Here is a 22,464-nt window from a genome sequence, read left to right as displayed (position 1 = left end):
CTCGCGATGCGCGACAAACAGTCGACCGGTAGGTCCGAGATCGCCGCATTGGCCGAGCGGGTCGCGAACGCGCGGGGGCGGTTGCCGCTGCAGGACGACGCGGCGCTGGTTCAGGCGTTGTCGGATGCCGAGATCGATGCGGAACGCGAACTCGCGCAATGGGTTCGGGCGCAGCGACGGGGACAGCGGAAACGGTCCGTCCAGGACGAACTTGCGGCGGAGAAGCGCAACCGGCGGACCGTGTCCGCCATCCAGCGCGCCGATGACGCCGATGCGCGCTGGCATAGGCGCGCACTGGCGGCGCGGCGGCGGGTTTCGAATCAAGATGCGCGCCTTGCCCAGTTGTACCGGCGGGCCGAATGGTCATCGCGTGCATTGATCGCCGTCGTGGTGCTCGGCATGGTGTGGGCCGGGGTGAATGTGCAGCACAACCTGGTACCCAGCGGGAATATGGCAGATCCCCTGTACTGGTTGAGCTATGGAATCGAGGCGATGATCTCGATCCCGATCATCACCATCATGGTGGCCGCGACGACGGCCGCCCGCTGGGGCCGCGAACTCGACCGCGGCAAGGTCGTCTTCTTCGAAACCGCGCTACTCGGCACGACCGTCGCACTCAACGCGGGCCCGCACCTGGCCGCCGGATCCTTCGGCCAGGCCGCCGAATACGCGATCGCCCCGGTCATGGTCGGCGTCGTGATCTGGTTGCACGCCTGGGTTTCCGCGCGATACGCCTTGCTCATCGACGGTGTCCCGATGGTCGAGGACGAACCCGACCTGCCGCCCCGGCACCGGGTCACCACCGAACGCGGCGCACCCATCGATACTTTCCGCGACGAACCCAGCGACCGTCGAGAACTGCTCGCCGCCAAGGGTTTCGATCCCCTGCTCGACCAAGCCGGAGTCCGATTCCCGGTCGATATGGATCCCCACCTCACCGAGGCGGCGATGCGCGCCGCCCAACCCGAAGCGGTTCCCGTCTCGCGCCTCGATTGCACGGAAACCCTCGTGTACCACGCGCAGAGCACTCGCTCGACGAACGGCCGTCTCACCCAACAGATCCCGAGCGACGACTACCGCCCTGGTCCCGCGGTACGTGCAACGGATCCGATCCACGACCCCGTACAACCCTTCACCGACCCCACCGGCACGGTGCCAGCCCATACGTCAGCAACTAGCACGAACCGCCTCGGTGAGAACGCATTTCACGCCTCCGACCTCGATCAACGCAATACACCAGATACCGCGAGCGCCGAGCGCACAGCTCATGCCACCGCGCGCGGCAAGTCCGCGACAGCACCAATGAATGCTCGTGACACGACTGTTGCCGCCACCGGGTTCGAGCCTGAGGACGTGTCAGGGACCGCTGCCGATGAGCGCGCGACCTTCGCTGGCACGGACGTCGCGCCACAGACGGCAGCGCAGAGCGCCACCAGCACCCGCGAAGAGCACACGGCCGTTGCTGCGAACGGATTCACCCCCCAGACCGGTGCCTATGAGCGCGCGCCTTTCGCTGCTGCAGGTTTCGAGCCCCGGACAGCTGTACCGAATGCGGCCGGCACCCGCGACGAGCACACGAATGCTGCCGCCAGCATCAATCCCCGTACCGCATCTGCGACTTCTGCCTCCGGTAGCGACGAGTTCACGGCTTTCGAGACGAGCGGCGCCGATGCCCATATGGCACCTACGGCTGCCGGTCGCGCGGCTTTTCCTTCCTCAGGCGACGCAACTGTTCCTGTTACAGATATCGACCTCCGGACGGCAACGGCGGCCGACGCCAGTACTCCGAACGAACGCACGGCCTCCCGGGCTGCAGGCTTTGAGCCCGATGCCACGACCAGGGCGTCCGGTCGCGACGAACGTTCCAATCGCAATGCGAACGCGACTTCTGTTGTCGAAGAAGCGGAACCGCAGAAGGCCGCAGCACGCCCCGCAACACAGTCGCAGCTGAGCATCTTCGATACGGCGGCTGTCGAATCCGTCGCGCAGACCAGTGCGGACACCGGCGATCGCGCACAGGCCGACACCGATCGCGCAAGGATTTCCCGCACCGCAACCGCTGCGGGCACCGGCACGCCAGCTGGTGCTCCCCGTCCTGCGAAGTCCAGCACTCACACCGAAACCTCCACACGCACAAGCGCACCCACCGACCCCCAGCGGGCTCCCCGAGGTTCCGCCACACCGACCCCGGCCGAACGAATCACACGAGCAGTGGAGGGTCACCGCACTTCGAGCGCCGACAACTCCGCAACCGATCACGAGGATCAGACCGCAGCACCCGAGACCGAGGGCAGGCAACTCGTTCCGGATGAGGCACCTCGCCGCACCACCAGTGAGGTGATCAGCGAAGTCGTGCAATCACTTTCGGCCGAGGACCTGCTGACCGAGAACCTCGGCTCCGAGAGCGATGATATCGAGGTGTGGTCGGTCGCCCGCGCAATCGCGGGCCGCGGCCTCTCGGTCATCCCCGTGGAGCAACTCGCCGAAATCCTCATGCTCGCCGACCAATCCTGGACCCCAACCAGCATCGGCGCAGAAGTCGGCCTCTCCCGCACCGCCATCGCCCAAGTCCTGGAATTCGCCCGACGAGTCCGCCGCCCCTACGCGATCAGCAGCTAGGTTTTGTATCAAACTGCTGAGGGGCGGGCCGACTGGCTCGTCCTAACTGGTGTTGCAGCCAATGGTTGATGCCACGCTCGACAGCATTGCGGTCGCGGTAGGTCAGCGGGTCGAACGCCGGTGGTCGGCCACCAGCGCGACCGCGGTTGCGGCGGTGCGCAGCCTGGTCCGCCGGAACCGGGATGGTCACCCTGATGCCGCGTTGCCGTAGCCATTCGCGGTTGCGACTGGAATACGCCTTGTCGGCCAGGATCCGACCAGGTCTCCGCCGTTCGTTGGGGTAGGGGCGGAGCCATCGGCACGGACGTCCAGTTAGCGGCCTACACCTATGGAGCTTGAAAATGTGGACAGGTTGCAGGGGATGTTGCCGGGGTAATTGACGCACGGCGGTGGTGCATCAACGGCGGTTGCCGAGTCGGTCACCGCCGGGGTCAATGGCAAACCCTCCGCCGCGGCGGGTGCGCTCATAACCAGTGGTGTCGCAATGAGTCCGACGGTGGAGACCCAGAATTTCAAGCCGGGTTTCGTCATCGAATACCTTTCAGCCGTGTTCGAGTTGACATGAGCGCTTCATCTTAGACGCGGTGAACAGACGACGACAGCCCTTCCGATCGACAAGCTGCGCGCAGCCGTCCATCAGGCCTGCTCATACCTGCATTTCCGTGAATATCCTGCGTTGCAAGTGATTTCGGCACGATTGCGATCGCTCCGCAACGTCGAAGTGTTGACCCGCTCAACATCCTCGTGGGATCACCCGTGTTGCGGCGCAAACATATCCGCGCTGTCATTCCAGAGCGGGCCGATCAGATCGCGAACCGGAAACGACGTGGCCGTGCTGGTGGGCGCAGACCTGCAACAACTTCCAGATCACCAGCCACACGCCGCCCCGCTGCCAGCGCCGGAACAACCCGTACATCGCCCGACCAGGACCCATACTGTGATGGCACGTCACGCCACGGGCAACCGACCCGGGTCCGCCACCGGATCCCGTCGATGAGCTGCCGTTTGGTCCACACCGGCGGGCGTCCCGCCTCGCCCATCTGCCAACGCAGACAACAGCTTTCAGAAAATCATCGAGAGGGGTGGCACTGCACAGCAGTGCCACCCCTCATCTCACTTCGACACAGGCCCTAGCTAGACCTCGCCGCCGCAGCCTCGGCGGCGGGTTCGAGTACGTCTGCGTGAACAGTGCCCGCGGCGGTAGCGGCCGTTCGCGACATAGATCCTGCCGACAGTGCGGGATATGTCGCGTGTCAACGAAATCACCGATAACGGCCGGGAAAGCGCTGCGGCAGAGTCGATACCGTCGGCGGTCTGCGATATCCGACCGTCAGCCATGCCTACTGGGCGATGTCCTGTGTCGGCGACGACACATATCGACACGATCCGCGCCTCCGAATCCGTCTACGACGTTCAGGACCGCCGCACCGACTGGCCGCAGATCCGGTCATGGCTCGACTGACGAAAGGCCGTCCGACTTGGATATCCCAAGTCGGACGGCCCTGTTCACTCAGCGGCTGAACTACCGGCGTTACCCGGAAGACGCTGCCCCTAGTTGTTGTACATGTCCGAGTACGCGTACTGATCCGAGCGCGCATCCTGCGACTTCCCCGCGGAATCACCCTTCGAATCCCGGTCCCCGTGCCCCGGCCACCAGGCCCGGTGCCCGATCAGCGCGGTCACCGCCGGGGTGAAGAACATCGCCATGACGAATGCCGCGATCGCGATGCCCACCGAGATCGCAAAGCCCATCTGTGACAGCACATTGTTGCCCGCCAACATCATCGAGGCGAAGGTGCCCGCCAGGATCACACCGGCGGCGGCGACGGTTGGACCGGTGTGCCGAACTGCCAGGGCCGCAGCCTGTTTCGGATCGCTTCCGGCCCGCGCCTCCTCACGCAAGCGAGCGACCATCAGAATATTGTAGTCGGTGCCGAGGGCGACCACGAACAGGTACATGATCACCGGCAGGGTGAAGATCAGTCCGGAATTGCCCTGGAAGTGCTGGAAAACCAGTACCGCGGCACCGAGCGTCGCGGCGAAGCCGAGGAAGACCGAGGCCATCAGGTACCACGGCGCCACCAGACTGCGCAGCAGCAGTGCGAGCACGATCATGATCAGAATCGCCGCCACCGGGAACACGATCTTGTAGTCGTGGACCATCGCGTCCTGAAAGTCGACGTACACCGACGAGATGCCACCCACCACAGCGGTAGTGCCTGCGGGTGCCGCCGAGTGCGCGGCGTCCCGCAGCGGATCACGCACCGTATCGAGCGCGGCATCCGATTCGGGCGCACCGTTGAGGGTCACCTGGAAGTCGGCGGCCAGTCGGTCACTCGATACCGTCGGCGCCCCGACCTGACTCACGCCCGGCACCGCGGCGAGCACAGCACGGTAGGCGGTGAGCTGGTCATCGTCGAGCAGTGCGCCGGTGTCCGAATGCAACAGCACCTCGGACGGTTGGGTCGACCCGGCGGGCATCCCCTTGAGCAATTCCTTGTTGTACACCGTCGATTCGGAGGAATCCGAGGTCGAGCCCGAGCTCAGATCGAACGTCGGATGGAAGCCGAACGCCAGCACACCCAGGGCCACCAGCAGCCCACCGGATACCGCCGCGAACACACCGGGCCGCCGCCCCATCGCCGCGCCGATCGCACCGAAGCGCGCACCCTTCGGCTCCTGCTGCCACGCCTTGGACGGCCAGAACACCTTGGTGCCCAACAGCGAAACCACGGCGGGCACCAGCGTCAGCCCTGCCAGCAGCGCCACCGCGACGGCGATCGCCAGCGCGGGACCGAGCGCACGAAACATGCCGAGCGTCGACAGGGTCAGCGCCATGAATGCGATGATCACCGCACCCGCCGCCGAAGTGATCGCCTCGCCGACCTTGGTGACCGCACTGACCATCGCGGTCTTCGGATCCTCGCCGGCCCGCAGTCGCTCCCGGTAACGGAACATCAGGAAGAGGATGTAGTCGGTGCCGACACCGAACAGCACCACCAGCAGAATGGAATTCACCGAACTGTCGACCTTCAGATCGAAGGCCTTGCTGACCATCGCGATCAGGCCGCCGACGGTGCCGGAGACCGCACCGATCACGACGATCGGCAGCAGCGCGATCACCGGACTGCGGAAGATGATCAGCAGCAGCACCAGAATCAGCACCACTGTCGCGATACCGATAATGGCCATACCCTTTTCACCGGACTCGGTCTGGTCCAGCATCTGCGCCGCCTGACCGGTTACGCCCGCCTTCAGATCCGAACCCTGCACCTGATCACGCAATGCGTCCCGCAGTTTCTTGACCGCATCGCTCTGCGTCGTATCGCCCGCATTGGTCACCTTCGTCATCTGCACGGCGGCGATCTGCACCAACCGGTTCTCCGAGGCCGGAACGGCCTGGATGCCGATGACGTCCTTGATTCTCTGGTCGTCGAGCTTCGACGCGATCGCCGTCACGCTCGCCGAATCGGCCTCGGACAGCGGTGCGCCGTCCGCGCGGACGAAGACGAGCAGCGCCGCGGGCGCCTGCTGCTGCGGAAATGCCTTCTGCTGCAATTGCATTGCCTGAATCGACTCGTAATGCGATGGCAGGAATTCGGATTGGTCGGTGGTCGATTTCAGTTGCGGCGCCGATGCCACCACCGCGATCACGATGAACAGCCAGAGACCGATCACCTTCCACGGGTTGTGCACAACGATCGCGCCCAGTCGAGCGAACATGTGGGAGAAGTTCCTTTCGAGGTCCGAACGAGCGGCCCGGTCTCAGATGTCGAGTTCGTCGATCTTCGGAGTCATCGCGGTGCCGACGAGTTCGCGGTAGCTGCGTGCCGGAATCCGCCCGGCGAGTTCCTCGACCGAGTCGACGATGTCCACCGTGTAGTCACCCCAGGTCTGGTCGTCGGCATCGAAGATCTCGCGCCAGTTCTTCAGATCCTTGGTCCAGTTCGTCAGTGCGAAGTCCATCCAGTCGGCCCGCCGCCGATGCACTACGTATTTGCCCTTGCGGCTCAGGTAGACCCGGATCACTTCGATTCCCGACTTGGTGAATTCCCTTGTCTCACCGAGCTTTCGCCCGACGAAGCGCTGCCTGCGCAGGCCGCCGGGACCGACCTCGAGCAGCACATCTCGCATATCCGATGCGTTCTTATCGATATTGATCGTGGCTACGTCCGAAGCGGTGTCGGCCGGTGCGTTCGAATCCGCTGTCATGATTCCCCGTCTCATAAATAGATATGCAAAAAAGCATGGGTTCGACGGCGGCGGACCCGATTCGGTCCGCTGCGGTGAGTTGATCTGCCGTTTTCCGGTCGCCTCGAGCCTGCTCGTCGGCACCCGTCGGGAATCACTATAAGTAGATGTATACGTATAACGCAAGTCTTGTGCCGAGCGATTTCAGAGCGCCCCGGCAGGCTGCCCCTCCCGGTCGACCCGACGCACCACCTTGACCAGCAGCGACAGCCCGATTCCGAGCCCGAGCCCGAGCAATGCGGCCGCCGCGAAACCCGCCGGGAATCCGCCCGCGTCGATCGCGACGCCGCAGAGGGAACTGCCGATGCCGTTGCCGAGCGTCATCGCGGCACCATGCCAGCCGATCGCCTCGCCGCGCCCGCCCTCCGGAACAATTCGACTCAACTGGTCGACGGATGCGATAAGTGTTGGCGCACAAAGCGCTCCGGCGATGAACCCGGTCACGCCCAGCGATAGCGGACCGACGGCGAAGCACATCGGAATGGTGACGGCGCCGAGCCCGGCGAGCAGCACATACGTCGAAATGGAGCGGTGCAACGCACCGTAGACGAGCCCGCCGACCAGCGAACCGAAACCCCAGACCGCCATGACCACGCCGAGCCACCGCTGCGCGCCGAACTCGCGAATCGCGGATACGAATGTCAATTCCGAACCCGCGAGCACCGCGATCGCCACACACGCGCCGATGCACAGCGCGACGAACTCGACCCGAAACCATTCGCGCCGCGGCACCGTCGCGTCCGCTGCCTTGTCATCCCCGCCCCTGTCATCGCAGCGCAGCGGCGGATTGCGGACCCACACAAAGACTCCCGCCAACACCAGCGCCATCTGCATCCCGAACAGGGTGAGCGTCGTCGACCAAGCCGTCGCGGCCGCGACGCCGAGCACCGGCCCGACCATGAACGCCATCTCTACCGACACCGATTCCAATGCCAGCGCCGGTTGGCGGCTCTGCTCGGTGGTCGTGGCGATCACGGCCTGCCGAACCACTGTGAAGATCGGGATATCGAAAAGCCCGGCGACCGCCGCCAGCACCAACAGCGCCCCATACCCGACGAACGGCGCGATCGACCAGCACACCGCCCCGACCACGATCGACGGCAGAATCGTCCGTCGCAGCCCGAAGCGATCCAGCATCCGCCCGCGCCACGGCCCACTCGCCGCAACACACAGCGTGACAACCGAACTCAGCGCCCCGGCCTGACCATACGACCCGTGCAATGTCTGCACCACATGCAATGCGAGCAATACCGCCCCGGCGAAGAACGGAATGCGAACCATCACACCCAGCAGCAGCACATTCCGCACCGCCGAGTCAGCCAGCACCTCCCTGTAGGCCCGCACTCGACCGAGCGTCCCATGCCCGCCCACCCGGACGCCACCGATTAATCCCATGATTCGATCCGACGGCGTGCAACCGAGCACCTGGTCGAGCCCGGATCACATCGGCGCAGGATCACCATGTTCGAGGTAGACGGTACGGCTCATGGAACGCGCGATATGGGCTTGGCGCAGTCGGCGGGCGAGCCGCGGGATCAGGTAGTCATCGAGCTTCGACAACGCGACCCACGCCCAGCGGTCGAGTTCGGTCTCCTGGAGGCTGATGGCCCGCTCATCGGATCCGATATCGCCACAATCGAAAACATAGAGAATCTTGTCGCCTTCACCCTCGCTCGGCGCCCAATCGTGAACCAGCAAACACTTTGGCGCACGGTCGATTCCGAGCTCTTCGCGAACCTCGCGACGGCAGGCCGCACCTGGCGACTCCCCGGGCTCGACATACCCGCCGGGAATATCCCAACCGCTGCCGTAAGTCTTGTGCACCAACAGCACCTCATCGCCGAGCACGAAGAGCGCTCCCGCCGCCAGGCGTGCGCGCGCAAACCGATTGTCCGCATCGGTCATTGGTTCACCTCACGACGTGCATTCGTTGGGCCAAGGCTTGCAAGACGAACGAAGGACTGCCGTGCGCGTTGCGCATCCAGGTGAGTACGAGTTGTCGGCTGAGGTAATGATGGCGAACCTGTTCCGGAGCCGCCTGCTCGGCGTCGAGCAGAGCCGACACCGAATCCTGCTGGCGGCCGGCCAGATTGAACGCGCGAGCAAGCTCGAGTTGGTGCCGAATCCGGCGCTCCACCGGGAGGGCGGAGGTATCCAGCCCGGGACCCAACCGAAGCGCGATCTGCACATCGCCGAGTTCCATCGCGGTGTTGACTCGATGGATCGCGACATTGGTGGGCCCGAACGCTGTCCACAGGCAGTTCCGATCACCACCCAGCTTCCGCGCAGCCACATCCGCCTCGGCCAGAAACTCCTGCACGGTGTCACGACGATTGCTCCGCGCGGCTGCCATCGAGCCAACGAGCAGCAGCGTTCCGTACACCGACAACATGTCGTCCCGACCCTCATGCAGGTACGGCTGCAAGTAGTCCGCTCCGGCTTCGACCAGATCGACAGCGGGTTGCACACGGCCCGTTGACATCACCGTGAAGGCGACCGATCGCATCAGGGAACCGACAATCGCGAGATCATCGGTTCGCTGAGCCGCCGCGAGACCTCGTTCTGCGGCGTTCCAAGCCAAATCGGTTTCGCCGAGCTTGGTCAACACCGAGGCCGCCACCTGATAGCACAGCGCCAACAGCCGGTATCCGGATTCGTCCCCCGCTCGCTGGGCGACCGCCAGCGCGGCAGATAACAGGCCGGGCAATCGACCCGCCACAAATCCGAACCTGGCCCCCTGATAGGCATCGAAAACACCACACAGCTCCCGTTCGAGTGCGGGGAGTTGAAACGAGTCCGGATCACGAGCGGGCGGCACCGGCGCAGGCATCAAATGGCTGTAGTCCATCAACGCGGCCCGGAGTGCGGGGATGGTCGAACTCCCGCTGTCGGCGGTCCATTCCAACAGACTCGGATCACCGATCAGGTCTCCCAGCGAAACGTCCAGTGCGTCTGCGAGTAGGCGGATCACCGACAAGCGGTCCAGCGGAATCCGATTGTTCTCGACCTTGCTCATCCAATCGTCTGTCCGCCCGACAAGACCGGCTAGCACGTCTTGGGACATACCGCGACGCCGCCGGTACCAAGACACCCGCTCACCGATGGTGAGGTTCTGGGTCATTCCGCGCACAACACAATCTTCCGACTCGGCTGGGCAACAATCCCGGAAAGATATTCCGGGCATACATCTGATCCGGCCTCAGGCTACTTGCAAACCAAACGACATCAGTGCTGAACGGGACAAAGGCCACCGTGGACACCGAGGAACTCGAGAGCGTCGTCGATTGGGCGGGCTACTACCGCCAACAGTTTCATCTCCCCGCGGAGGAACGCGGCGGTTACGTCATGCTGCCGGTGACGAACCATCTGGGCATTATCCACATGCCCAAGCTATTGGCTGAAAAAGTCCGAAATTCCTTGGTACAGCAGGGGACTCCCAGCCCAGTGCTGGCGCGGCAGATCCGCTGGACCTTCGTCGCGGCCGTGGACTACTCCCCGGGTAGTCAAGTCCTGGAACTGCTGGCACGCAAAAACATTTGTGTGCCAGCCGTCGGCAGCGCGCTGATGATACCGACAAGCCTCGGGCGCTGGACCCGAGAAGGGGCGCACTGGATCAATCCACCGTGCCGCGATCAATTACTGCCAATACTGTCGAACGTCATCAGCACCACGATGGCATCGATATTCGATCGTTACGATCGACCGGCTCCACGGACCGGGTGAATAATGCGAACCGCCGAGCAAATATGAAAAAGGCCCGCTTCCCAAATGGGAAGCGGGCCTTTGCTTTTACCGCCGGAAAGGGCTGACCGTTTCGAGCGACCTGCAAGCAGTCGCTACGGTTACTTGGCCTTCTCCAGGACCTCGACCAACCGCCAGTGCTTAGTGGCGGACAGCGGGCGGGTCTCCATCAGCTGGACGCGGTCGCCGACACCGGCGATCTCGTTCTCGTCATGCGCCTTCACCTTGGTGGTGGAGCGAATGATCTTGCCGTAGAGCTTGTGCCGCGTGCGATCTTCCAGCTCGACGACGATGGTCTTGTTCATCTTGTCCGAGACCACGTAGCCGATGCGGACCTTGCGGGTGCCGCGCTTGACCTCGGGGGTCACTTTCTCTTCACTCATGCCGCATCTCCCTTGCCAGCGGGTGCCGAGGCCAGGCCGAGCTCGCGCTCACGCATGACCGTGTAGATGCGCGCGATCTCGTGACGCACGACGCGCAGGCGACGGTTGTTGTCCAACTGACCCGTCGCCATCTGGAAGCGCAGATTGAACAGCTCTTCCTTCGACTCGCGCAGGCGGGCGACGAGCTCCTCTTCGTTGAGCTCGCGGAGCTCTGCGGCCGGTGTACCGGTAGCCATCAGAACTGCTCCTCCCTGGTCACGATCCTGCACTTCATGGGGAGCTTGTGCATCGCGCGGCGCAGGGCCTCACGAGCGATCTCCTCGTTGGGGTAACTCATTTCGAACATCACGCGTCCGGGCTTGACGTTCGCGATCCACCACTCCGGCGAGCCCTTACCGGAACCCATGCGGGTTTCGGCCGGCTTCTTGGTGAGCGGGCGATCCGGGTAGATGTTGATCCAGATCTTGCCGCCACGCTTGATGTGGCGGGTCATCGCGATACGCGCGGACTCGATCTGCCGGTTGGTGACGTAGGCGGGCTCGAGAGCCTGGATGCCGAATTCACCGAACGCGACGGACGTGCCGCCCTTGGCCATGCCGCTGCGGCTCGGGTGATGCTGCTTCCGGTGCTTGACCTTCCGTGGCATCAACATGCGTCAGCCCTCCTGTGTTTCTGCCGGGGCGTCGGCAACCGCGGTAGCAGCGCCTGCACGCCCGGCCTCGGTGCTGGTCGCGGTGGTGCCTGCGGAACCGGACCGACGCGGGCGGCTCGGCCGCTCCCGACGCTCGCGGCGGTCACCAGCGGCGGGCGCGGCCGCAGCCGTGACCTCACGCTTGCCACCGACGATGTCGCCCTTGTAGATCCAGACCTTCACGCCGATGCGACCGAAGGTGGTCTTGGCCTCGTAGAGGCCGTAGTCGATGTCCGCGCGCAGCGTGTGCAGCGGGACGCGACCCTCGCGGTAGAACTCCGAGCGCGACATTTCGGCGCCACCGAGGCGGCCCGAGCACTGCACCCGGATGCCCTTGACGTTCGGCGAACGCATGGCCGACTGGATGGCCTTGCGCATCGCGCGACGGAACGCCACACGGTTGGACAGCTGCTCGGCGACACCCTGGGCAACGAGCTGCGCATCCGACTCGGGGTTCTTGACCTCGAGGATGTTCAGCTGCACCTGCTTCTTGGTGAGCTTCTCCAGTTCGGCGCGAATGCGATCGGCCTCGGCGCCGCGGCGACCGATGACGATGCCCGGACGCGCGGTGTGGATGTCGACGCGAACCCGGTCACGGGTGCGCTCGATCTCCACCTTGGAGATGCCAGCCCGCTCCATGCCGGTGGCGAGGAGCTTGCGGATGGCGACGTCTTCCTTCACGTAGTCCGCGTACTGCTTGTCCGCGTACCAACGCGACTTCCAGTCGGTGGTGATACCGAGGCGGAAGCCATGGGGGTTGATTTTCTGTCCCATTTACTTTGCCCCTCCCTTCCGGCGGTTACGAGTGGATCCACCGGCGGTGGGCACGCTCTCGACCTCGATGGTGATGTGGCTGGTGCGCTTGCGGATCCGGAACGCGCGGCCCTGGGCCCGCGGCTGGAAACGCTTCATGGTCGCGCCCTCGTCGACGTAGGCAGTCGAGATCACCAGGGTCGACGGGTTCAGGCCGAGGTTGTTCTCGGCGTTCGCCGCGGCGCTGGCCACGACCTTGGCGACCGGCTCGCTCGCGGCCTGCGGCGCGAACTTCAGGATCGCCAGGGCGTCCTCGACCCGCTTGCCGCGGACCAGGTCCACGACACGGCGAGCCTTCATCGGGGTGACGCGAACATGCTTCGCCGTCGCGTGGGCAGTCGGATTCTGAATCTCAGTGCTGCCCTGCGCTGATTTGCTCTTCGCTTCGCTCATCGCCGCTTGCTCTTCCGGTCTTCCTTGACGTGGCTCTTGAACGTCCTGGTGGGCGCGAACTCACCCAGCTTGTGGCCGACCATGGACTCCGAGACGAACACCGGCACATGCTTGCGGCCGTCATGGACGGCGAAGGTGTGGCCGATGAAATCGGGGATGATGGTCGAACGACGGGACCAGGTCTTGATGACCTGCTTGCTGCCCTTTTCGTTCTGAACGTCCACCTTCGCGAGGAGGTGGTCGTCGACGAACGGGCCCTTCTTGAGGCTACGTGGCATTTCTTACCTCCTCCTTCAGCGCTTCTTGCCGGTCTTGCGACGGCGGACGATGAGCTTGTCGCTCGGACGGTTGGGCTTGCGGGTACGGCCTTCCGGCTGACCCCACGGCGAGACCGGGTGGCGACCACCGGAGGTCTTGCCTTCACCACCACCATGCGGGTGGTCGACCGGGTTCATGACGACACCACGGACCGTGGGGCGGCGACCCTTCCAGCGCATACGGCCGGCCTTACCCCAGTTGATGTTCGACTGTTCGGCGTTGCCGACCTCGCCGACGGTGGCGCGGCAGCGCACGTCGACGCGACGGATCTCACCGGAGGGCATACGCAGCGTGGCGTAGGGGCCTTCCTTACCGAGCAGCTGGACGCTCATGCCGGCGGCACGGGCCAGCTTGGCGCCACCACCCGGACGCAGCTCCACGTTGTGGATCGTGGTACCGGTCGGGATATTGCGCAGCGGCAGGTTGTTACCCGGCTTGATGTCGGCGGTCGGGCCGGACTCGATCGGGGTGCCCTGCACCACGCCCTTGGGGGCGATGATGTAGCGCTTCTCGCCGTCCACGTAATGCAGCAGCGCGATGTTGGCGGTGCGGTTCGGGTCGTACTCGATGTGCGCGACCTTGGCCGGGATGCCGTCCTTGTCCAGGCGACGGAAGTCGATCAGACGGTAGGCACGCTTGTGGCCGCCACCGCGATGACGGGTGGTGATGCGACCGTGGGCGTTGCGGCCACCCTTGCTGTGCAGCGGGCGGATCAGCGACTTCTCGGGGGTCGACCGAGTGATCTCAGCGAAGTCCGAGACGCTGGAGCCACGACGGCCCGGCGTAGTTGGCTTGTACTTACGGATTGCCATGAGTTCTTCTCTGCTTTCTGGATTCCCAGGCGCTTACGCGACCGGGCCTCCGAAGATCTCGATGGGCTTGCTGTCGGCCGAGATGGTCACGAGCGCGCGCTTGGTGTCCTTGCGCTTGCCGTAACCGAAGCGGGTCCGCTTGCGCTTGCCCTGACGGTTGGCGGTGTTGACGCTGGTCACCTTCACACCGAAGACCTTCTCGACGGCGATCTTGATCTGCGTCTTGTTGGAATCCGGGTGCACGATGAAGGTGTAGGTACCTTCCTCGATCAGTCCGTAGGACTTCTCCGAGATGACCGGCGCCAGCAGAATGTCGCGGGGGTCGGCGATCGTGGTCACTTGCTCTCCTCCTGTGCGGATTCGGCGGGGCCGTGCACGAAGGCGTTCAAGGCCTCGACGCTGAACACCACTTCGTCGCTTTCCAGCACGTCGTAGGTGTTGAGCTGATCCGGCGCGATCGGGTGCACGAACTCCAGGTTCTGCACGCTCTTCCAGCCCGCGATGTCCTCACGTCCGAGGACGAGCAGGAACTTCTTCCGGTCCGACAGCTCGGACAGGAACGACTTCGCGGTCTTGGTCGACGGGGTCTGACCCGAGACCAGTTCGGTGATCACGTGGATGCGCTCGTTGCGCGCACGATCCGAGAGGGCGCCACGCAGCGCGGCGCGGATCATCTTCTTGGGGGTGCGCTGGCTGTAGTCACGCGGCTGCGGACCGTGCACGGTGCCACCACCGGTGAACTGCGGCGCGCGGGTCGAACCCTGACGGGCGCGACCGGTGCCCTTCTGGCGGTACGGCTTCTTGCCACCACCGCGGACTTCACCGCGAGTCTTGGTGGAATGCGTGCCCTGGCGAGCCGCGGCCAGCTGCGCGATGACCACCTGGTGCATCAGCGAGATGTTCGCGGTGGCATCGAAGATCTCCCCGGGGAGATCGACGGTGCCGTTGGTCTTGCCGCCGAATTCCTTGACCGGGAGGGTCAGGTTTGCCTTCTTCTCGAGGCTGGTCATGCGTGCGCACCACCCTTCACTGCGCTCTTGACGGTCACGACGCTGCCCCTGCGACCGGGGATCGCTCCCTTGATGAGCAGCAGGCCGTTCTCGGCGTCAACCTTGTGAACCGAGAGGTTCTGCGTGGTGACGCGGTCGTTGCCCATGCGGCCCGACATGCGCATGCCCTTGAACACGCGGCCGGGAGTGGCGCAGCCACCGATGGAGCCGGGACGGCGGTGCACGGCCTGCGCACCGTGCGAGGCGCCCTGACCGGCGAAGCCGTGACGCTTCATGGTGCCGGCAAAGCCCTTGCCCTTGCTGGTGCCGGTGACATCGACGTAGGCGCCCTCTTCGAACACTTCGGCGGTCAGCTCCTGGCCGACCTCGAAGGTGGAGGCGTCCGCGACGCGGATCTCGGCGACGTGGCGGCGCGGGGTGACACCGGCCTTGGCGAACTGGCCGGAAACCGGCTTGTTCACCTTGCGCGGGTCGATGGCGCCGAAAGCGACCTGGACGGCGCTGTAGCCGTCGCGCTCCACGGTGCGGATCTGGGTAACGACGTTCGGTCCGGCCTTGATGACGGTCACGGGGACGACGCGGTTCTTGTCGTCGAACACCTGGGTCATGCCGAGCTTGGTGCCCAGGATGCCGGCCGCCGGCCTGTTCTTGTTGTCAGTCATATCTCGAGTCCCCGTCACTGAATGTTGACGTCGACGCTGGCCGGCAGGTCGATGCGCATGAGGGCATCAACCGTCTTCGGCGTCGGGTCGAGGATGTCGATCAGCCGCTTGTGCGTCCGCATCTCGAAGTGCTCGCGCGAGTCCTTGTACTTGTGCGGCGAACGGATGACGCAGTACACGTTCTTTTCGGTCGGCAACGGCACCGGCCCGACCACACGGGCCCCGGTGCGGGTCACCGTCTCCACGATCTTGCGCGCGGACGCGTCGATCGCTTCATGGTCATAGGCCTTGAGCCTGATGCGGATCTTCTGTCCCGCCACGCTAAGTGTCCTTTTCTCCGCTTATCGTTCGTGATCCGGAAGCCGGCTTCCGTACCACCTTCAATTGCACAGCCCGAACACACGAAGACGTCCCAGCCCGAGTCGGTCAGGCCCGGAGGAGGCAGCCTGCGTAACCACGCAGGACCCCCGCTCGGGCAATATCCAACACAGTGAGACCGCGACCGGGACGTGCCCGATCCTCGCCGCTGTTCATCTGTCATGGTTCTCCGGTCCACGCGGTCGGGCGTGTCGCCCATCCGCTCATTCCTCGGCCCCGGTTCGAAACTTCACCTGGCCTGGAACGTTGTCCCGGACGCACCCACGCTGGATATCCAGCGAGGTACACGATTGGGTGTTGCTCGCCTCGCCACCCGCCACAACCGCCGAACGGCATGACCCGGTGCAAGGCAACCCGAACAGTATGCCCGACCGCGTTGGCGACTTCAAATCCGCCCCCTACCAACACTTCGCCAGCAGGTCAGGGCGTGAATCCCGGGCGCGCCCGGACTACCGGACCGCAGACGATCACCGGCGATTCGTGGGCGCGAGAACGTCCGGGTACCGACGGCGGTCAGCCATTATGGCCGCGAATTTCCGACGCCCACCATCGTGACGGCGGATCGATACCGGAACCTCAGAGTGCTTCCGACTACCAGTTTCCGGTAGATCAGGCGTGGGGTTGATATGCGCCCGGACTACCGGGCGGCGGGTACTGGCCGGGCGGCGGATAGCCACCGGCCTGCGGATACATACCCGGTGCGGGATAGCCGCCACTCGGCTGCGGGTAGCCGCCGACGGGCTGCTGCCACTGCTGCGGGTTTCCCTGCGGTGCGCCATACGGCGCAGGCTGCGGCGCGCCATACGGCGCGGGGGCAGCATTCGATGGGTAACCGACAGACGGCTGCTGCTGGCCCCACTGCGGATGCCCCGCGGGCGGCGCGCCACCACCTGTCGAATTACTGCCGTCGATACCATCGCGTCGCCGCCACCATCGGATACCCAGCACGATCAGGACGATGAATGCGATGAGACCGGCGACCGGAGCGAAGAGATTCTTCCAAAGGCTATCCGCGACAGCCACATTGCCCTTCGCGCGCACGACGACGTTGGACCCGGCGTATGAGTCCACGCCACGCAACTTACCTTTTCCGGTGCCGCCGTCGCGGTATGTCCAGGTGCCGTAGCAGGTTTTCGACGACGATCTCGAACTCCCACCGCCCCCACCGCGTCGGGCCTCGGGTGCCGCGATGATCCCGCTGGACCCGGCCCCCATGGACCGGCTGCCGGAACCGCAGCTATCGACGTGCGCCGTGACCTTCTCACCGGTCAGGTAGACCTTCGCGTCTCCGATGGAGACGATACCGATGATGATCACCACGATCAGGACTGCGACGATGACGAATCTGACGGCCCACTTCCGCATTACACGCCACCGCCAGGCACAGAGAACCCCCACATGGCGCAGAAGTTTGCCACGCCCCCACCACTGGGAAACTTACTTCCGAGTAAGATAAGGCCATGACGAAACCGACCGCGACCCATCGGATCTGGAACAAGCTGCCGGACAACCGGCTGGGGCACACCCTGTTCTCGCTCGGCATGGTGGCCCGGGTGCCCTACTTCGGGACGGTGCTGCCGAGCGTCGTGCGGCTCGAGCCCGGACTGTGCGAGGTGACCTCGCCGAAGTGGTTCGGTATCCACAACCACCTGGGCACCTACCACGCGATCGCGGCCTGCAACCTGGCCGAGGTGGCCATGGGCATGCTGAGCGAGGCCACGGTGCCCGACACGCACCGCTGGATTCCCAAGGCCATGAATGTGCAGTACCTGGCCAAGGCCGAGACCGGTCTGCGCGCGGTGGCGAAGCTGGCCGAGGTGCCCGACTTCACCCGGATCACCGAAGGGCAAGAGCTCGTCGTCCCGGTCGCCATTTACGACAAGCACGGCCTCGAGGTCGTGCACGCCGACATCACCACCTGGATCACTCCCAAGTAGGCAACACCGTGAGCGCGGCAAAGTCCCAACGCCGAGGCAGGCGGTGCCCTGCGCGCAGGCGACGTACACACCACTGCGCGACCTGCACACCGTTTTCAGCGGGTGTGCAGGTCACACGAGGGGTGTGCGGTTGGCCGCACCGGCGGGGAGCATTGTTGCGGGCGCACGGGGGGAGCGGATTGAATGCCGAATATGAGTGACAGGGCGGTCCGGGAATTCGACCTCTGCGTGGTCGGGCTCGGGCCGACCGGCCGAGCGCTGGCGCATCGGGCGATGCGGGCCGGGTTCCGCGTCGCCGCCGTCGATCCGCGGCCGGAGCGGCTCTGGCCGCCCACGTTCTCCTGCTGGATCGATGAGTTGCCGGAGTGGTTGCCGTCGAGCGCCATCGCCGCGCGCATTCCGAAGCCGACGGTCTGGACGAAGGCCGAGCATCGAATCGACCGCCCCTACTGCGTGCTGTCGAAGACCGGACTGCGCGATGCACTGCCGCTCGACGACGCCACCGTTGTCGCCGGGCGGGCAACTCGTGTCGAGGCCCATGAGGTGGAACTCGCGGACGGCACGATCCTCGGGGCCGCAACAGTTTTCGATACCCGCGGGCTGCCGACGCTCGGACAGCGTCGCGCGGCCAGTGCACACGGCATCTTCGTCGACGCCGAAACGGCCGCGCCCATGGTGACCGAGGGCGAGGGTCTGCTGCTCGATTGGCGTCCGGAGAACGGCGCGGGACCGGATGAGCCGCCGTCGTTCCTCTATGCCGTCCCGCTCGGTGACGGCACGGTGATCTTCGAGGAGACCAGCCTCGGCCTGCGCGGCGGCATGCCGCAGCGCGAGTTGCGCAGACGCACCCTGAACCGCCTTGCCGCACACGGCATTCGGCTCACCGACGCCGAGCCGACCGAGGCCGCGCACTACCCACTGGACCAGTCACCGCCGAAAAAGGGGACGGCCCAAGCGATTCCGTTCGGCTCCCGCGGCGGCATGATGCATCCCTGCACCGGCTACAGCGTCGCCGATTCGCTGGCCCTGGTCGACACCGCCGTCGCCGCACTCCGACAAGGCCGCGACCCCATCGCCGAACTCTGGCCGTGGCAGGCCCGGCTGGTGTACTGGATGCGCATGCGCGGCCTCTGGGGGATGGGCCGCCTGACCACCGAACAGTCCATCGCCATGTTCGACGCGTTCTTCAGCGCCTCGCCCCGCGGCCAGCGCGCCCTGCTCTCCGCCCACGACGACTACACGGTTCTCGGCGCCGTCCTCTTCAACACCGTCGCCCGCACCTGGCCGTTCCGCTGGCGCTACGACCTGGTCGGCTGGGCGAATCGAAACCGATGGGTCGGTTTCGATTTCGCCGCAGCCGAACACGAAGAGGGACGGATCGGCTGACGAAGGTCAGGCGCCGGTTTCGGCGGCGCGCTGGTAGCCGCGGATCGCGGGGTACGCGAACAGGACGATGAGCCCGAGAACCCAGGCGACGGTCTTCAACAGGGGTTCGGCGACGCCACCGCCGTAGGACAACCCCTTCATCGCATCGATGGCGCAGCTCATCGGCTGATTCGCGACCACGTCCTGCAACCAGACCGGATAGGCGATCACCGGCACGAACCCGGAATTGAAGAACATCAGCAGGGTATTGACGATGCCGATAATGCTCACCAGCATGACGCCCTCGGTAATGGTCGCCAGCGCCGTGACCAGCACCGCGAAGCCGACACCGAACAGCACCGGAATGCCGATCAACGCGATGGCCGCCAGCGGACCCTGCCCGAAGCGGAAGCCGAGGGTGAAGCCGACCGCGATCACGAACAGCGTGGTGACCAGCACGCGGACCGCCTCGGCGAACAGCCTGCCGGTCAGTCCGGCCGCCCGATGCACTGGCATGGTCCAGAACCGACCGAGCAGTCCGGTGAACTTCTCACCCTTGAAGCCGAGTGCGCTGACCACCGCACCCGACATCGCTGCGACCAACGTGATCAGCGCGACCTGTCCGTAGATGCTCGGTTTACCGGTGGCCGCGGTGATCGAATTGCCGAGTACGACGCGGAACATGAAAAGCGTCAGCGCTGGATAGATCAGCGTCTGGATCGTGGTCGCGGGATCGCGCGCCCACACCAGCAGCAGCCGCTTGCATTGGATCAGGCTGTGCGTGAGCCAGGTCGACAGCGCGCGTTCGGATGGCGTGGCCACCCGCGGTAGCAGGTCGAATACCTCCACCTCGGTGCGCTCCAAGGTCTCGACAGAACTCATGACCGCCTCACACTCGCCCAGATCGCCAACGGGGTGAAGACGATCGCCATACCGCCGAGCCAGGTCAGCGGCACCCACAGCACATCCCAGGTCACCCCGTTTTGGGTCATATCGCGCAGTGCGAAGGAGAACTGGGAGATCGGCTGATTGCGCACGAACGGCCGAATCCACATCGGAAAACTGTGTTCCGGGACGAATCCGCAGGACAGCATGCCGAAGATCAAGGTGGGCAAAGTCAATGCCTGACTCAGCGATTCCGGACTCTTGGTCAGGCTGCCGAGTGCGTCCGCGCCGAGTGCGAGCACGGTGCCGACCGCGATCGAGAACACACAGAACAGCACGGCCTGACCGAGTCCGGCGACGAACCGGAAGCCGATCATGTAGCCGAAGATGACCGCCGCGGTCAGCGCGGTCAGCGAACGAACCAGGCCCGCACCGATCCGCGCGCTCAACGGCACCAGCATGCCGATCGGCATCGTCTGTAGTCGCGTGCTCAGACCGGTCAGCGCCTCGTATGCGGACAGCTGCGCATTCGACATCATCGTGAACGCCATGGTCTGCAGCACGATGATCGGCATGACGAACTGGGCGTAATCGATGCCCTGGAACTTCATGACATAGCGCAGCGGCAGATAGAAGCCGAGCGTGAACACCAGCGGAGTGATCATCGCGACGATCAGTTCGCCCTTGACGGCCATGGTCCGCACAATGCGTCCGGCCAGCGCCCGCCACTGCGCGAAGTAGGAGAGCCTGGCCGTGGGCAGCTCGGCGAAGAGCAGTGCCGAATCGGCCCGCTCGACGGTTGTGGAACTCACTAGTGGCCGCCCGAATGGCCGGTGATGGAGAGGAAGACATCATCGAGCGAGGGCCTGCGCAGCGCGATATCGGCCAATTGGATCCCGGCAGTGTCGAGCCTGCGCAATGCCTCGGACAGCGTGGCCGCGCCGTCGGGTGCGGGAATCGAGATCCGGTCGCCGCCATTGAGGTCGGCGAGTACGGCAGCGGGCACCAGATCACCGAGTGCGGTGGCGGCCTTGCCGAGCTGGGCCGGAACCAGCGGCACTACCTCGCAGTAGCTGCCGCCGGTCTTCTCCTTGAGTTCGTCGGCGGTGCCCTCGGCGATCACCGTGCCCTTATCGATGACGATGATGTTGTCGCTGAGTACGTCGGCTTCCTCGAGGTACTGCGTGGTGAGCAGCACCGTGATGCCCTGATTCTTCAGCGCGGTCACCAGATCCCACACGCCCTGCCTGCTGCGCGGATCCAGGCCGGTGGTCGGCTCGTCGAGGAACACCACCTCGGGGCGCACCACCAGTCCACAGGCGATATCGACCCGACGACGCATACCGCCGGAATAGTGGCGCACCGCGCGACGGCCCGCGTGCACCAGGTCGAATTCCTCGAGCAGAGTGTCGGCGCGCTTGCGGGCGGCCGTTTTGCCCAGGCCCATCAGTCGGCCGAACAATTCCAGGTTCTCCCGGCCGGAGAGGTTCTCGTCGAGCGCGGCGTACTGGCCGGTCATCATGATCGAGCGGCGCACACCCGCCGGATCCTTCAGCACATCGTGGCCCGCGACCACGGCGGTGCCGGAGTCCGGGCGCAGCAAGGTCGACAGCACTTTGACCATGGTGGTCTTGCCCGCGCCGTTGGGCCCGAGGATGCCGAGCACGTTCGCACGTGCGGCGGTGAAGCTGATGCCCTGCAGCGCGTGCACATCGCCGAATGACTTCCGGACATCCACAACCGCGACCGCGACGTCACCACCATCGATGGGTGGTGGCTCGCTGGTATGCGAATCCGCTTGGTTCAAGCTCGGCATCAACTCTCCACTGTGTCTGATCGGCGGCGTTCGCGGGCCCGGGGCGGCGACCGCGGGTCGCCAAGAGCGTGGGCATGAATACGTCCCGGTTGGTGATCCCTGCTGCCAAGCGTGATGTTACCGGCAGAGGCATCCTCACAGGGCAGACCGCGCCATACCCAGCGGACTGCAGCCTAAGTGTGTCCTTACTCACATTTCTTTCCGCCGATCCACCTGACCGGAGAACATCGCTGGTGGCGGCCCTCGAGGGGCAGCGTAGGGGCGGTAGCGACACCTTGTCCGGCCGTCGCGGCGACCATAGTCTGCTAGACGGGGGAACACGCACTCACTCGTTTGCGGCAGCGCTGCTTCGCCAAGCGTTCAGCGGCCTGCGGCGGATCGACCCTGCGA

At 65.0% G+C, this 22,464-nt stretch carries 27 protein-coding genes and 1 pseudogene; 6 read left to right on the top strand and 22 right to left on the bottom strand.

Annotation, left to right across the window (positions count from 1 at the left end; genetic code table 11):
* Positions 1-6 precede the first annotated feature (6 nt).
* Together OIE68_RS36115 and OIE68_RS47245 are read left to right on the top strand one after the other, a co-directional pair.
* Entirely contained in the window at positions 7-2,619 is a 2,613-nt protein-coding gene (locus OIE68_RS36115) for a hypothetical protein (RefSeq protein WP_327095406.1), read from the top strand.
* A 61-nt stretch (positions 2,620-2,680) separates the two neighbouring features.
* A complete protein-coding gene (locus OIE68_RS47245; protein WP_419150613.1) occupies positions 2,681-2,830 on the top strand; it encodes a hypothetical protein in 150 nt (49 codons plus the stop codon).
* 573 nt (positions 2,831-3,403) lie between these two features.
* On the opposite strand, the gene OIE68_RS47240 is transcribed toward OIE68_RS47245, so the two are convergent.
* Together OIE68_RS47240 and OIE68_RS36100 are read right to left on the bottom strand one after the other, a co-directional pair.
* Positions 3,404-3,553, bottom strand: coding sequence for a hypothetical protein (locus OIE68_RS47240; RefSeq protein ID WP_419150862.1), 150 nt, complete (start codon positions 3,551-3,553; stop codon positions 3,404-3,406).
* Positions 3,554-3,590: 37 nt separating this feature from the next.
* Positions 3,591-3,659, bottom strand: a pseudogene (locus tag OIE68_RS36100) (hypothetical protein); the annotation flags it as partial.
* A gap of 203 nt (positions 3,660-3,862) precedes the next feature.
* Between OIE68_RS36100 and OIE68_RS36095 the strand changes: the two are divergent.
* A complete protein-coding gene (locus OIE68_RS36095) occupies positions 3,863-4,081 on the top strand; it encodes a hypothetical protein (protein ID WP_327095405.1) in 219 nt (72 codons plus the stop codon).
* Positions 4,082-4,170: 89 nt separating this feature from the next.
* Here OIE68_RS36095 and OIE68_RS36090 read toward each other — a convergent pair whose 3' ends face one another.
* From OIE68_RS36090 to OIE68_RS36070, 5 genes are all read right to left on the bottom strand, one after another.
* The gene (locus OIE68_RS36090; RefSeq protein WP_327095404.1) at positions 4,171-6,342 is read right to left on the bottom strand and encodes an MMPL family transporter; all 2,172 of its coding nucleotides are present in this window, start codon (positions 6,340-6,342) and stop codon (positions 4,171-4,173) included.
* Positions 6,343-6,384: 42 nt separating this feature from the next.
* Positions 6,385-6,831: an EXLDI protein gene (locus OIE68_RS36085; protein ID WP_327095403.1), complete on the bottom strand. Its 447-nt coding sequence runs from the start codon at positions 6,829-6,831 to the stop codon at positions 6,385-6,387.
* Positions 6,832-7,014: 183 nt separating this feature from the next.
* Positions 7,015-8,265, bottom strand: coding sequence for an MFS transporter (locus OIE68_RS36080; RefSeq protein ID WP_327095402.1), 1,251 nt, complete (start codon positions 8,263-8,265; stop codon positions 7,015-7,017).
* Between the two features lie 45 nt (positions 8,266-8,310).
* Positions 8,311-8,775, bottom strand: coding sequence for an NUDIX hydrolase (locus OIE68_RS36075; protein ID WP_327095401.1), 465 nt, complete (start codon positions 8,773-8,775; stop codon positions 8,311-8,313).
* 4 nt (positions 8,776-8,779) lie between these two features.
* Positions 8,780-9,991, bottom strand: a complete 1,212-nt coding sequence (locus OIE68_RS36070) for a helix-turn-helix transcriptional regulator (protein WP_327095400.1) — start codon at positions 9,989-9,991, stop codon at positions 8,780-8,782.
* A 131-nt stretch (positions 9,992-10,122) separates the two neighbouring features.
* On the opposite strand from OIE68_RS36070, the gene OIE68_RS36065 reads away from it, so the two are divergent.
* Positions 10,123-10,593 carry a hypothetical protein gene (locus OIE68_RS36065; RefSeq protein WP_327095399.1) on the top strand — a complete coding sequence of 157 codons (471 nt, stop codon included), beginning with the start codon at positions 10,123-10,125 and terminating at the stop codon, positions 10,591-10,593.
* Positions 10,594-10,712: 119 nt separating this feature from the next.
* On the opposite strand, the gene rpsQ is transcribed toward OIE68_RS36065, so the two are convergent.
* From rpsQ to OIE68_RS36005, 12 genes are all read right to left on the bottom strand, one after another.
* Positions 10,713-10,994: a 30S ribosomal protein S17 gene (rpsQ, locus tag OIE68_RS36060; RefSeq protein ID WP_040686553.1), complete on the bottom strand. Its 282-nt coding sequence runs from the start codon at positions 10,992-10,994 to the stop codon at positions 10,713-10,715.
* The gene (rpmC, locus tag OIE68_RS36055) at positions 10,991-11,230 is read right to left on the bottom strand and encodes a 50S ribosomal protein L29 (RefSeq protein ID WP_040686552.1); all 240 of its coding nucleotides are present in this window, start codon (positions 11,228-11,230) and stop codon (positions 10,991-10,993) included. Before rpmC ends, rpsQ begins: the two co-directional genes overlap by 4 nt.
* Positions 11,230-11,646: a 50S ribosomal protein L16 gene (rplP, locus tag OIE68_RS36050; RefSeq protein ID WP_014981662.1), complete on the bottom strand. Its 417-nt coding sequence runs from the start codon at positions 11,644-11,646 to the stop codon at positions 11,230-11,232. The genes rpmC and rplP overlap by 1 nt, the downstream gene beginning before the upstream one ends.
* Before the next feature lie 3 nt (positions 11,647-11,649).
* Positions 11,650-12,459, bottom strand: coding sequence for a 30S ribosomal protein S3 (gene rpsC / locus OIE68_RS36045; protein WP_040686551.1), 810 nt, complete (start codon positions 12,457-12,459; stop codon positions 11,650-11,652).
* Entirely contained in the window at positions 12,460-12,891 is a 432-nt protein-coding gene (rplV, locus tag OIE68_RS36040; RefSeq protein ID WP_327095398.1) for a 50S ribosomal protein L22, read from the bottom strand.
* Complete coding sequence (gene rpsS / locus OIE68_RS36035; RefSeq protein ID WP_040686549.1) at positions 12,888-13,169, bottom strand: 30S ribosomal protein S19; 282 nt, start codon at positions 13,167-13,169, stop codon at positions 12,888-12,890. The genes rplV and rpsS overlap by 4 nt, the downstream gene beginning before the upstream one ends.
* Before the next feature lie 15 nt (positions 13,170-13,184).
* On the bottom strand, positions 13,185-14,021 hold the full coding sequence (gene rplB, locus OIE68_RS36030; RefSeq protein WP_327095397.1) for a 50S ribosomal protein L2: 837 nt from the start codon (positions 14,019-14,021) through the stop codon (positions 13,185-13,187).
* Between the two features lie 33 nt (positions 14,022-14,054).
* Positions 14,055-14,360 carry a 50S ribosomal protein L23 gene (rplW, locus tag OIE68_RS36025; RefSeq protein WP_040686547.1) on the bottom strand — a complete coding sequence of 102 codons (306 nt, stop codon included), beginning with the start codon at positions 14,358-14,360 and terminating at the stop codon, positions 14,055-14,057.
* Positions 14,357-15,031 (bottom strand): 50S ribosomal protein L4, encoded by a 675-nt coding sequence (rplD, locus tag OIE68_RS36020; protein WP_327095396.1) that lies wholly within the window; start codon positions 15,029-15,031, stop codon positions 14,357-14,359. The genes rplW and rplD overlap by 4 nt, the downstream gene beginning before the upstream one ends.
* Positions 15,028-15,693 (bottom strand): 50S ribosomal protein L3, encoded by a 666-nt coding sequence (gene rplC / locus OIE68_RS36015; RefSeq protein ID WP_327095395.1) that lies wholly within the window; start codon positions 15,691-15,693, stop codon positions 15,028-15,030. The genes rplD and rplC overlap by 4 nt, the downstream gene beginning before the upstream one ends.
* Positions 15,694-15,707: 14 nt before the next feature.
* Positions 15,708-16,013 (bottom strand): 30S ribosomal protein S10, encoded by a 306-nt coding sequence (gene rpsJ / locus OIE68_RS36010; RefSeq protein ID WP_003938093.1) that lies wholly within the window; start codon positions 16,011-16,013, stop codon positions 15,708-15,710.
* Between the two features lie 667 nt (positions 16,014-16,680).
* Positions 16,681-17,436 (bottom strand): hypothetical protein, encoded by a 756-nt coding sequence (locus tag OIE68_RS36005; RefSeq protein ID WP_327095394.1) that lies wholly within the window; start codon positions 17,434-17,436, stop codon positions 16,681-16,683.
* Positions 17,437-17,531: 95 nt separating this feature from the next.
* Here OIE68_RS36005 and OIE68_RS36000 point away from each other — a divergent pair, with 95 nt between their 5' ends.
* Together OIE68_RS36000 and OIE68_RS35995 are read left to right on the top strand one after the other, a co-directional pair.
* The gene (locus tag OIE68_RS36000) at positions 17,532-18,008 is read left to right on the top strand and encodes a hotdog fold domain-containing protein (RefSeq protein WP_327095393.1); all 477 of its coding nucleotides are present in this window, start codon (positions 17,532-17,534) and stop codon (positions 18,006-18,008) included.
* Positions 18,009-18,200: 192 nt separating this feature from the next.
* Complete coding sequence (locus OIE68_RS35995; protein WP_327095392.1) at positions 18,201-19,394, top strand: lycopene cyclase family protein; 1,194 nt, start codon at positions 18,201-18,203, stop codon at positions 19,392-19,394.
* Between the two features lie 6 nt (positions 19,395-19,400).
* On the opposite strand, the gene OIE68_RS35990 is transcribed toward OIE68_RS35995, so the two are convergent.
* Genes OIE68_RS35990 through OIE68_RS35980 form a run of 3 tightly spaced genes read right to left on the bottom strand, consistent with a single transcriptional unit; the run spans position 19,401 to position 22,074 of the window.
* Positions 19,401-20,255: an ABC transporter permease gene (locus tag OIE68_RS35990; RefSeq protein ID WP_327095391.1), complete on the bottom strand. Its 855-nt coding sequence runs from the start codon at positions 20,253-20,255 to the stop codon at positions 19,401-19,403.
* Positions 20,252-21,034 carry an ABC transporter permease gene (locus tag OIE68_RS35985; RefSeq protein WP_419150837.1) on the bottom strand — a complete coding sequence of 261 codons (783 nt, stop codon included), beginning with the start codon at positions 21,032-21,034 and terminating at the stop codon, positions 20,252-20,254. The genes OIE68_RS35990 and OIE68_RS35985 overlap by 4 nt, the downstream gene beginning before the upstream one ends.
* 35 nt (positions 21,035-21,069) lie before the next feature.
* On the bottom strand, positions 21,070-22,074 hold the full coding sequence (locus OIE68_RS35980) for an ATP-binding cassette domain-containing protein (RefSeq protein WP_327095390.1): 1,005 nt from the start codon (positions 22,072-22,074) through the stop codon (positions 21,070-21,072).
* Positions 22,075-22,464: the final 390 nt, after the last annotated feature.

This window comes from Nocardia vinacea (assembly GCF_035920345.1).
Classification (GTDB): Bacteria; Actinomycetota; Actinomycetes; order Mycobacteriales; family Mycobacteriaceae; genus Nocardia; species Nocardia vinacea_A.
Note: the sequence above shows the minus strand (reverse complement) of the source record. Positions and strands in the feature narration are given on the sequence as shown.

Coding starts and splice junctions, on each gene's coding strand:
- OIE68_RS47245 (WP_419150613.1), top strand. CDS start 2,681: ATGGTTGATGCCACGCTCGACAGCATTGCGGTCGCGGTAGGTCAGCGG.
- OIE68_RS47240 (WP_419150862.1), bottom strand. CDS start 3,553: ATGGGTCCTGGTCGGGCGATGTACGGGTTGTTCCGGCGCTGGCAGCGG.
- rplD (WP_327095396.1), bottom strand. CDS start 15,031: ATGACCAGCCTCGAGAAGAAGGCAAACCTGACCCTCCCGGTCAAGGAA.
- rpsC (WP_040686551.1), bottom strand. CDS start 12,459: ATGGGACAGAAAATCAACCCCCATGGCTTCCGCCTCGGTATCACCACC.
- OIE68_RS36115 (WP_327095406.1), top strand. CDS start 7: ATGCGCGACAAACAGTCGACCGGTAGGTCCGAGATCGCCGCATTGGCC.
- OIE68_RS36090 (WP_327095404.1), bottom strand. CDS start 6,342: ATGTTCGCTCGACTGGGCGCGATCGTTGTGCACAACCCGTGGAAGGTG.
- OIE68_RS36085 (WP_327095403.1), bottom strand. CDS start 6,831: ATGACAGCGGATTCGAACGCACCGGCCGACACCGCTTCGGACGTAGCC.
- OIE68_RS35995 (WP_327095392.1), top strand. CDS start 18,201: ATGAGTGACAGGGCGGTCCGGGAATTCGACCTCTGCGTGGTCGGGCTC.
- rpsS (WP_040686549.1), bottom strand. CDS start 13,169: ATGCCACGTAGCCTCAAGAAGGGCCCGTTCGTCGACGACCACCTCCTC.
- rpmC (WP_040686552.1), bottom strand. CDS start 11,230: ATGGCTACCGGTACACCGGCCGCAGAGCTCCGCGAGCTCAACGAAGAG.
- OIE68_RS35990 (WP_327095391.1), bottom strand. CDS start 20,255: ATGAGTTCTGTCGAGACCTTGGAGCGCACCGAGGTGGAGGTATTCGAC.
- rplB (WP_327095397.1), bottom strand. CDS start 14,021: ATGGCAATCCGTAAGTACAAGCCAACTACGCCGGGCCGTCGTGGCTCC.
- OIE68_RS36080 (WP_327095402.1), bottom strand. CDS start 8,265: ATGGGATTAATCGGTGGCGTCCGGGTGGGCGGGCATGGGACGCTCGGT.
- OIE68_RS35980 (WP_327095390.1), bottom strand. CDS start 22,074: ATGCCGAGCTTGAACCAAGCGGATTCGCATACCAGCGAGCCACCACCC.
- OIE68_RS36095 (WP_327095405.1), top strand. CDS start 3,863: ATGTCGCGTGTCAACGAAATCACCGATAACGGCCGGGAAAGCGCTGCG.
- OIE68_RS36075 (WP_327095401.1), bottom strand. CDS start 8,775: ATGACCGATGCGGACAATCGGTTTGCGCGCGCACGCCTGGCGGCGGGA.
- OIE68_RS36005 (WP_327095394.1), bottom strand. CDS start 17,436: ATGCGGAAGTGGGCCGTCAGATTCGTCATCGTCGCAGTCCTGATCGTG.
- rplC (WP_327095395.1), bottom strand. CDS start 15,693: ATGACTGACAACAAGAACAGGCCGGCGGCCGGCATCCTGGGCACCAAG.
- OIE68_RS36000 (WP_327095393.1), top strand. CDS start 17,532: ATGACGAAACCGACCGCGACCCATCGGATCTGGAACAAGCTGCCGGAC.
- OIE68_RS36070 (WP_327095400.1), bottom strand. CDS start 9,991: ATGACCCAGAACCTCACCATCGGTGAGCGGGTGTCTTGGTACCGGCGG.
- rplV (WP_327095398.1), bottom strand. CDS start 12,891: ATGAGCGAAGCGAAGAGCAAATCAGCGCAGGGCAGCACTGAGATTCAG.
- rplP (WP_014981662.1), bottom strand. CDS start 11,646: ATGTTGATGCCACGGAAGGTCAAGCACCGGAAGCAGCATCACCCGAGC.
- rpsQ (WP_040686553.1), bottom strand. CDS start 10,994: ATGAGTGAAGAGAAAGTGACCCCCGAGGTCAAGCGCGGCACCCGCAAG.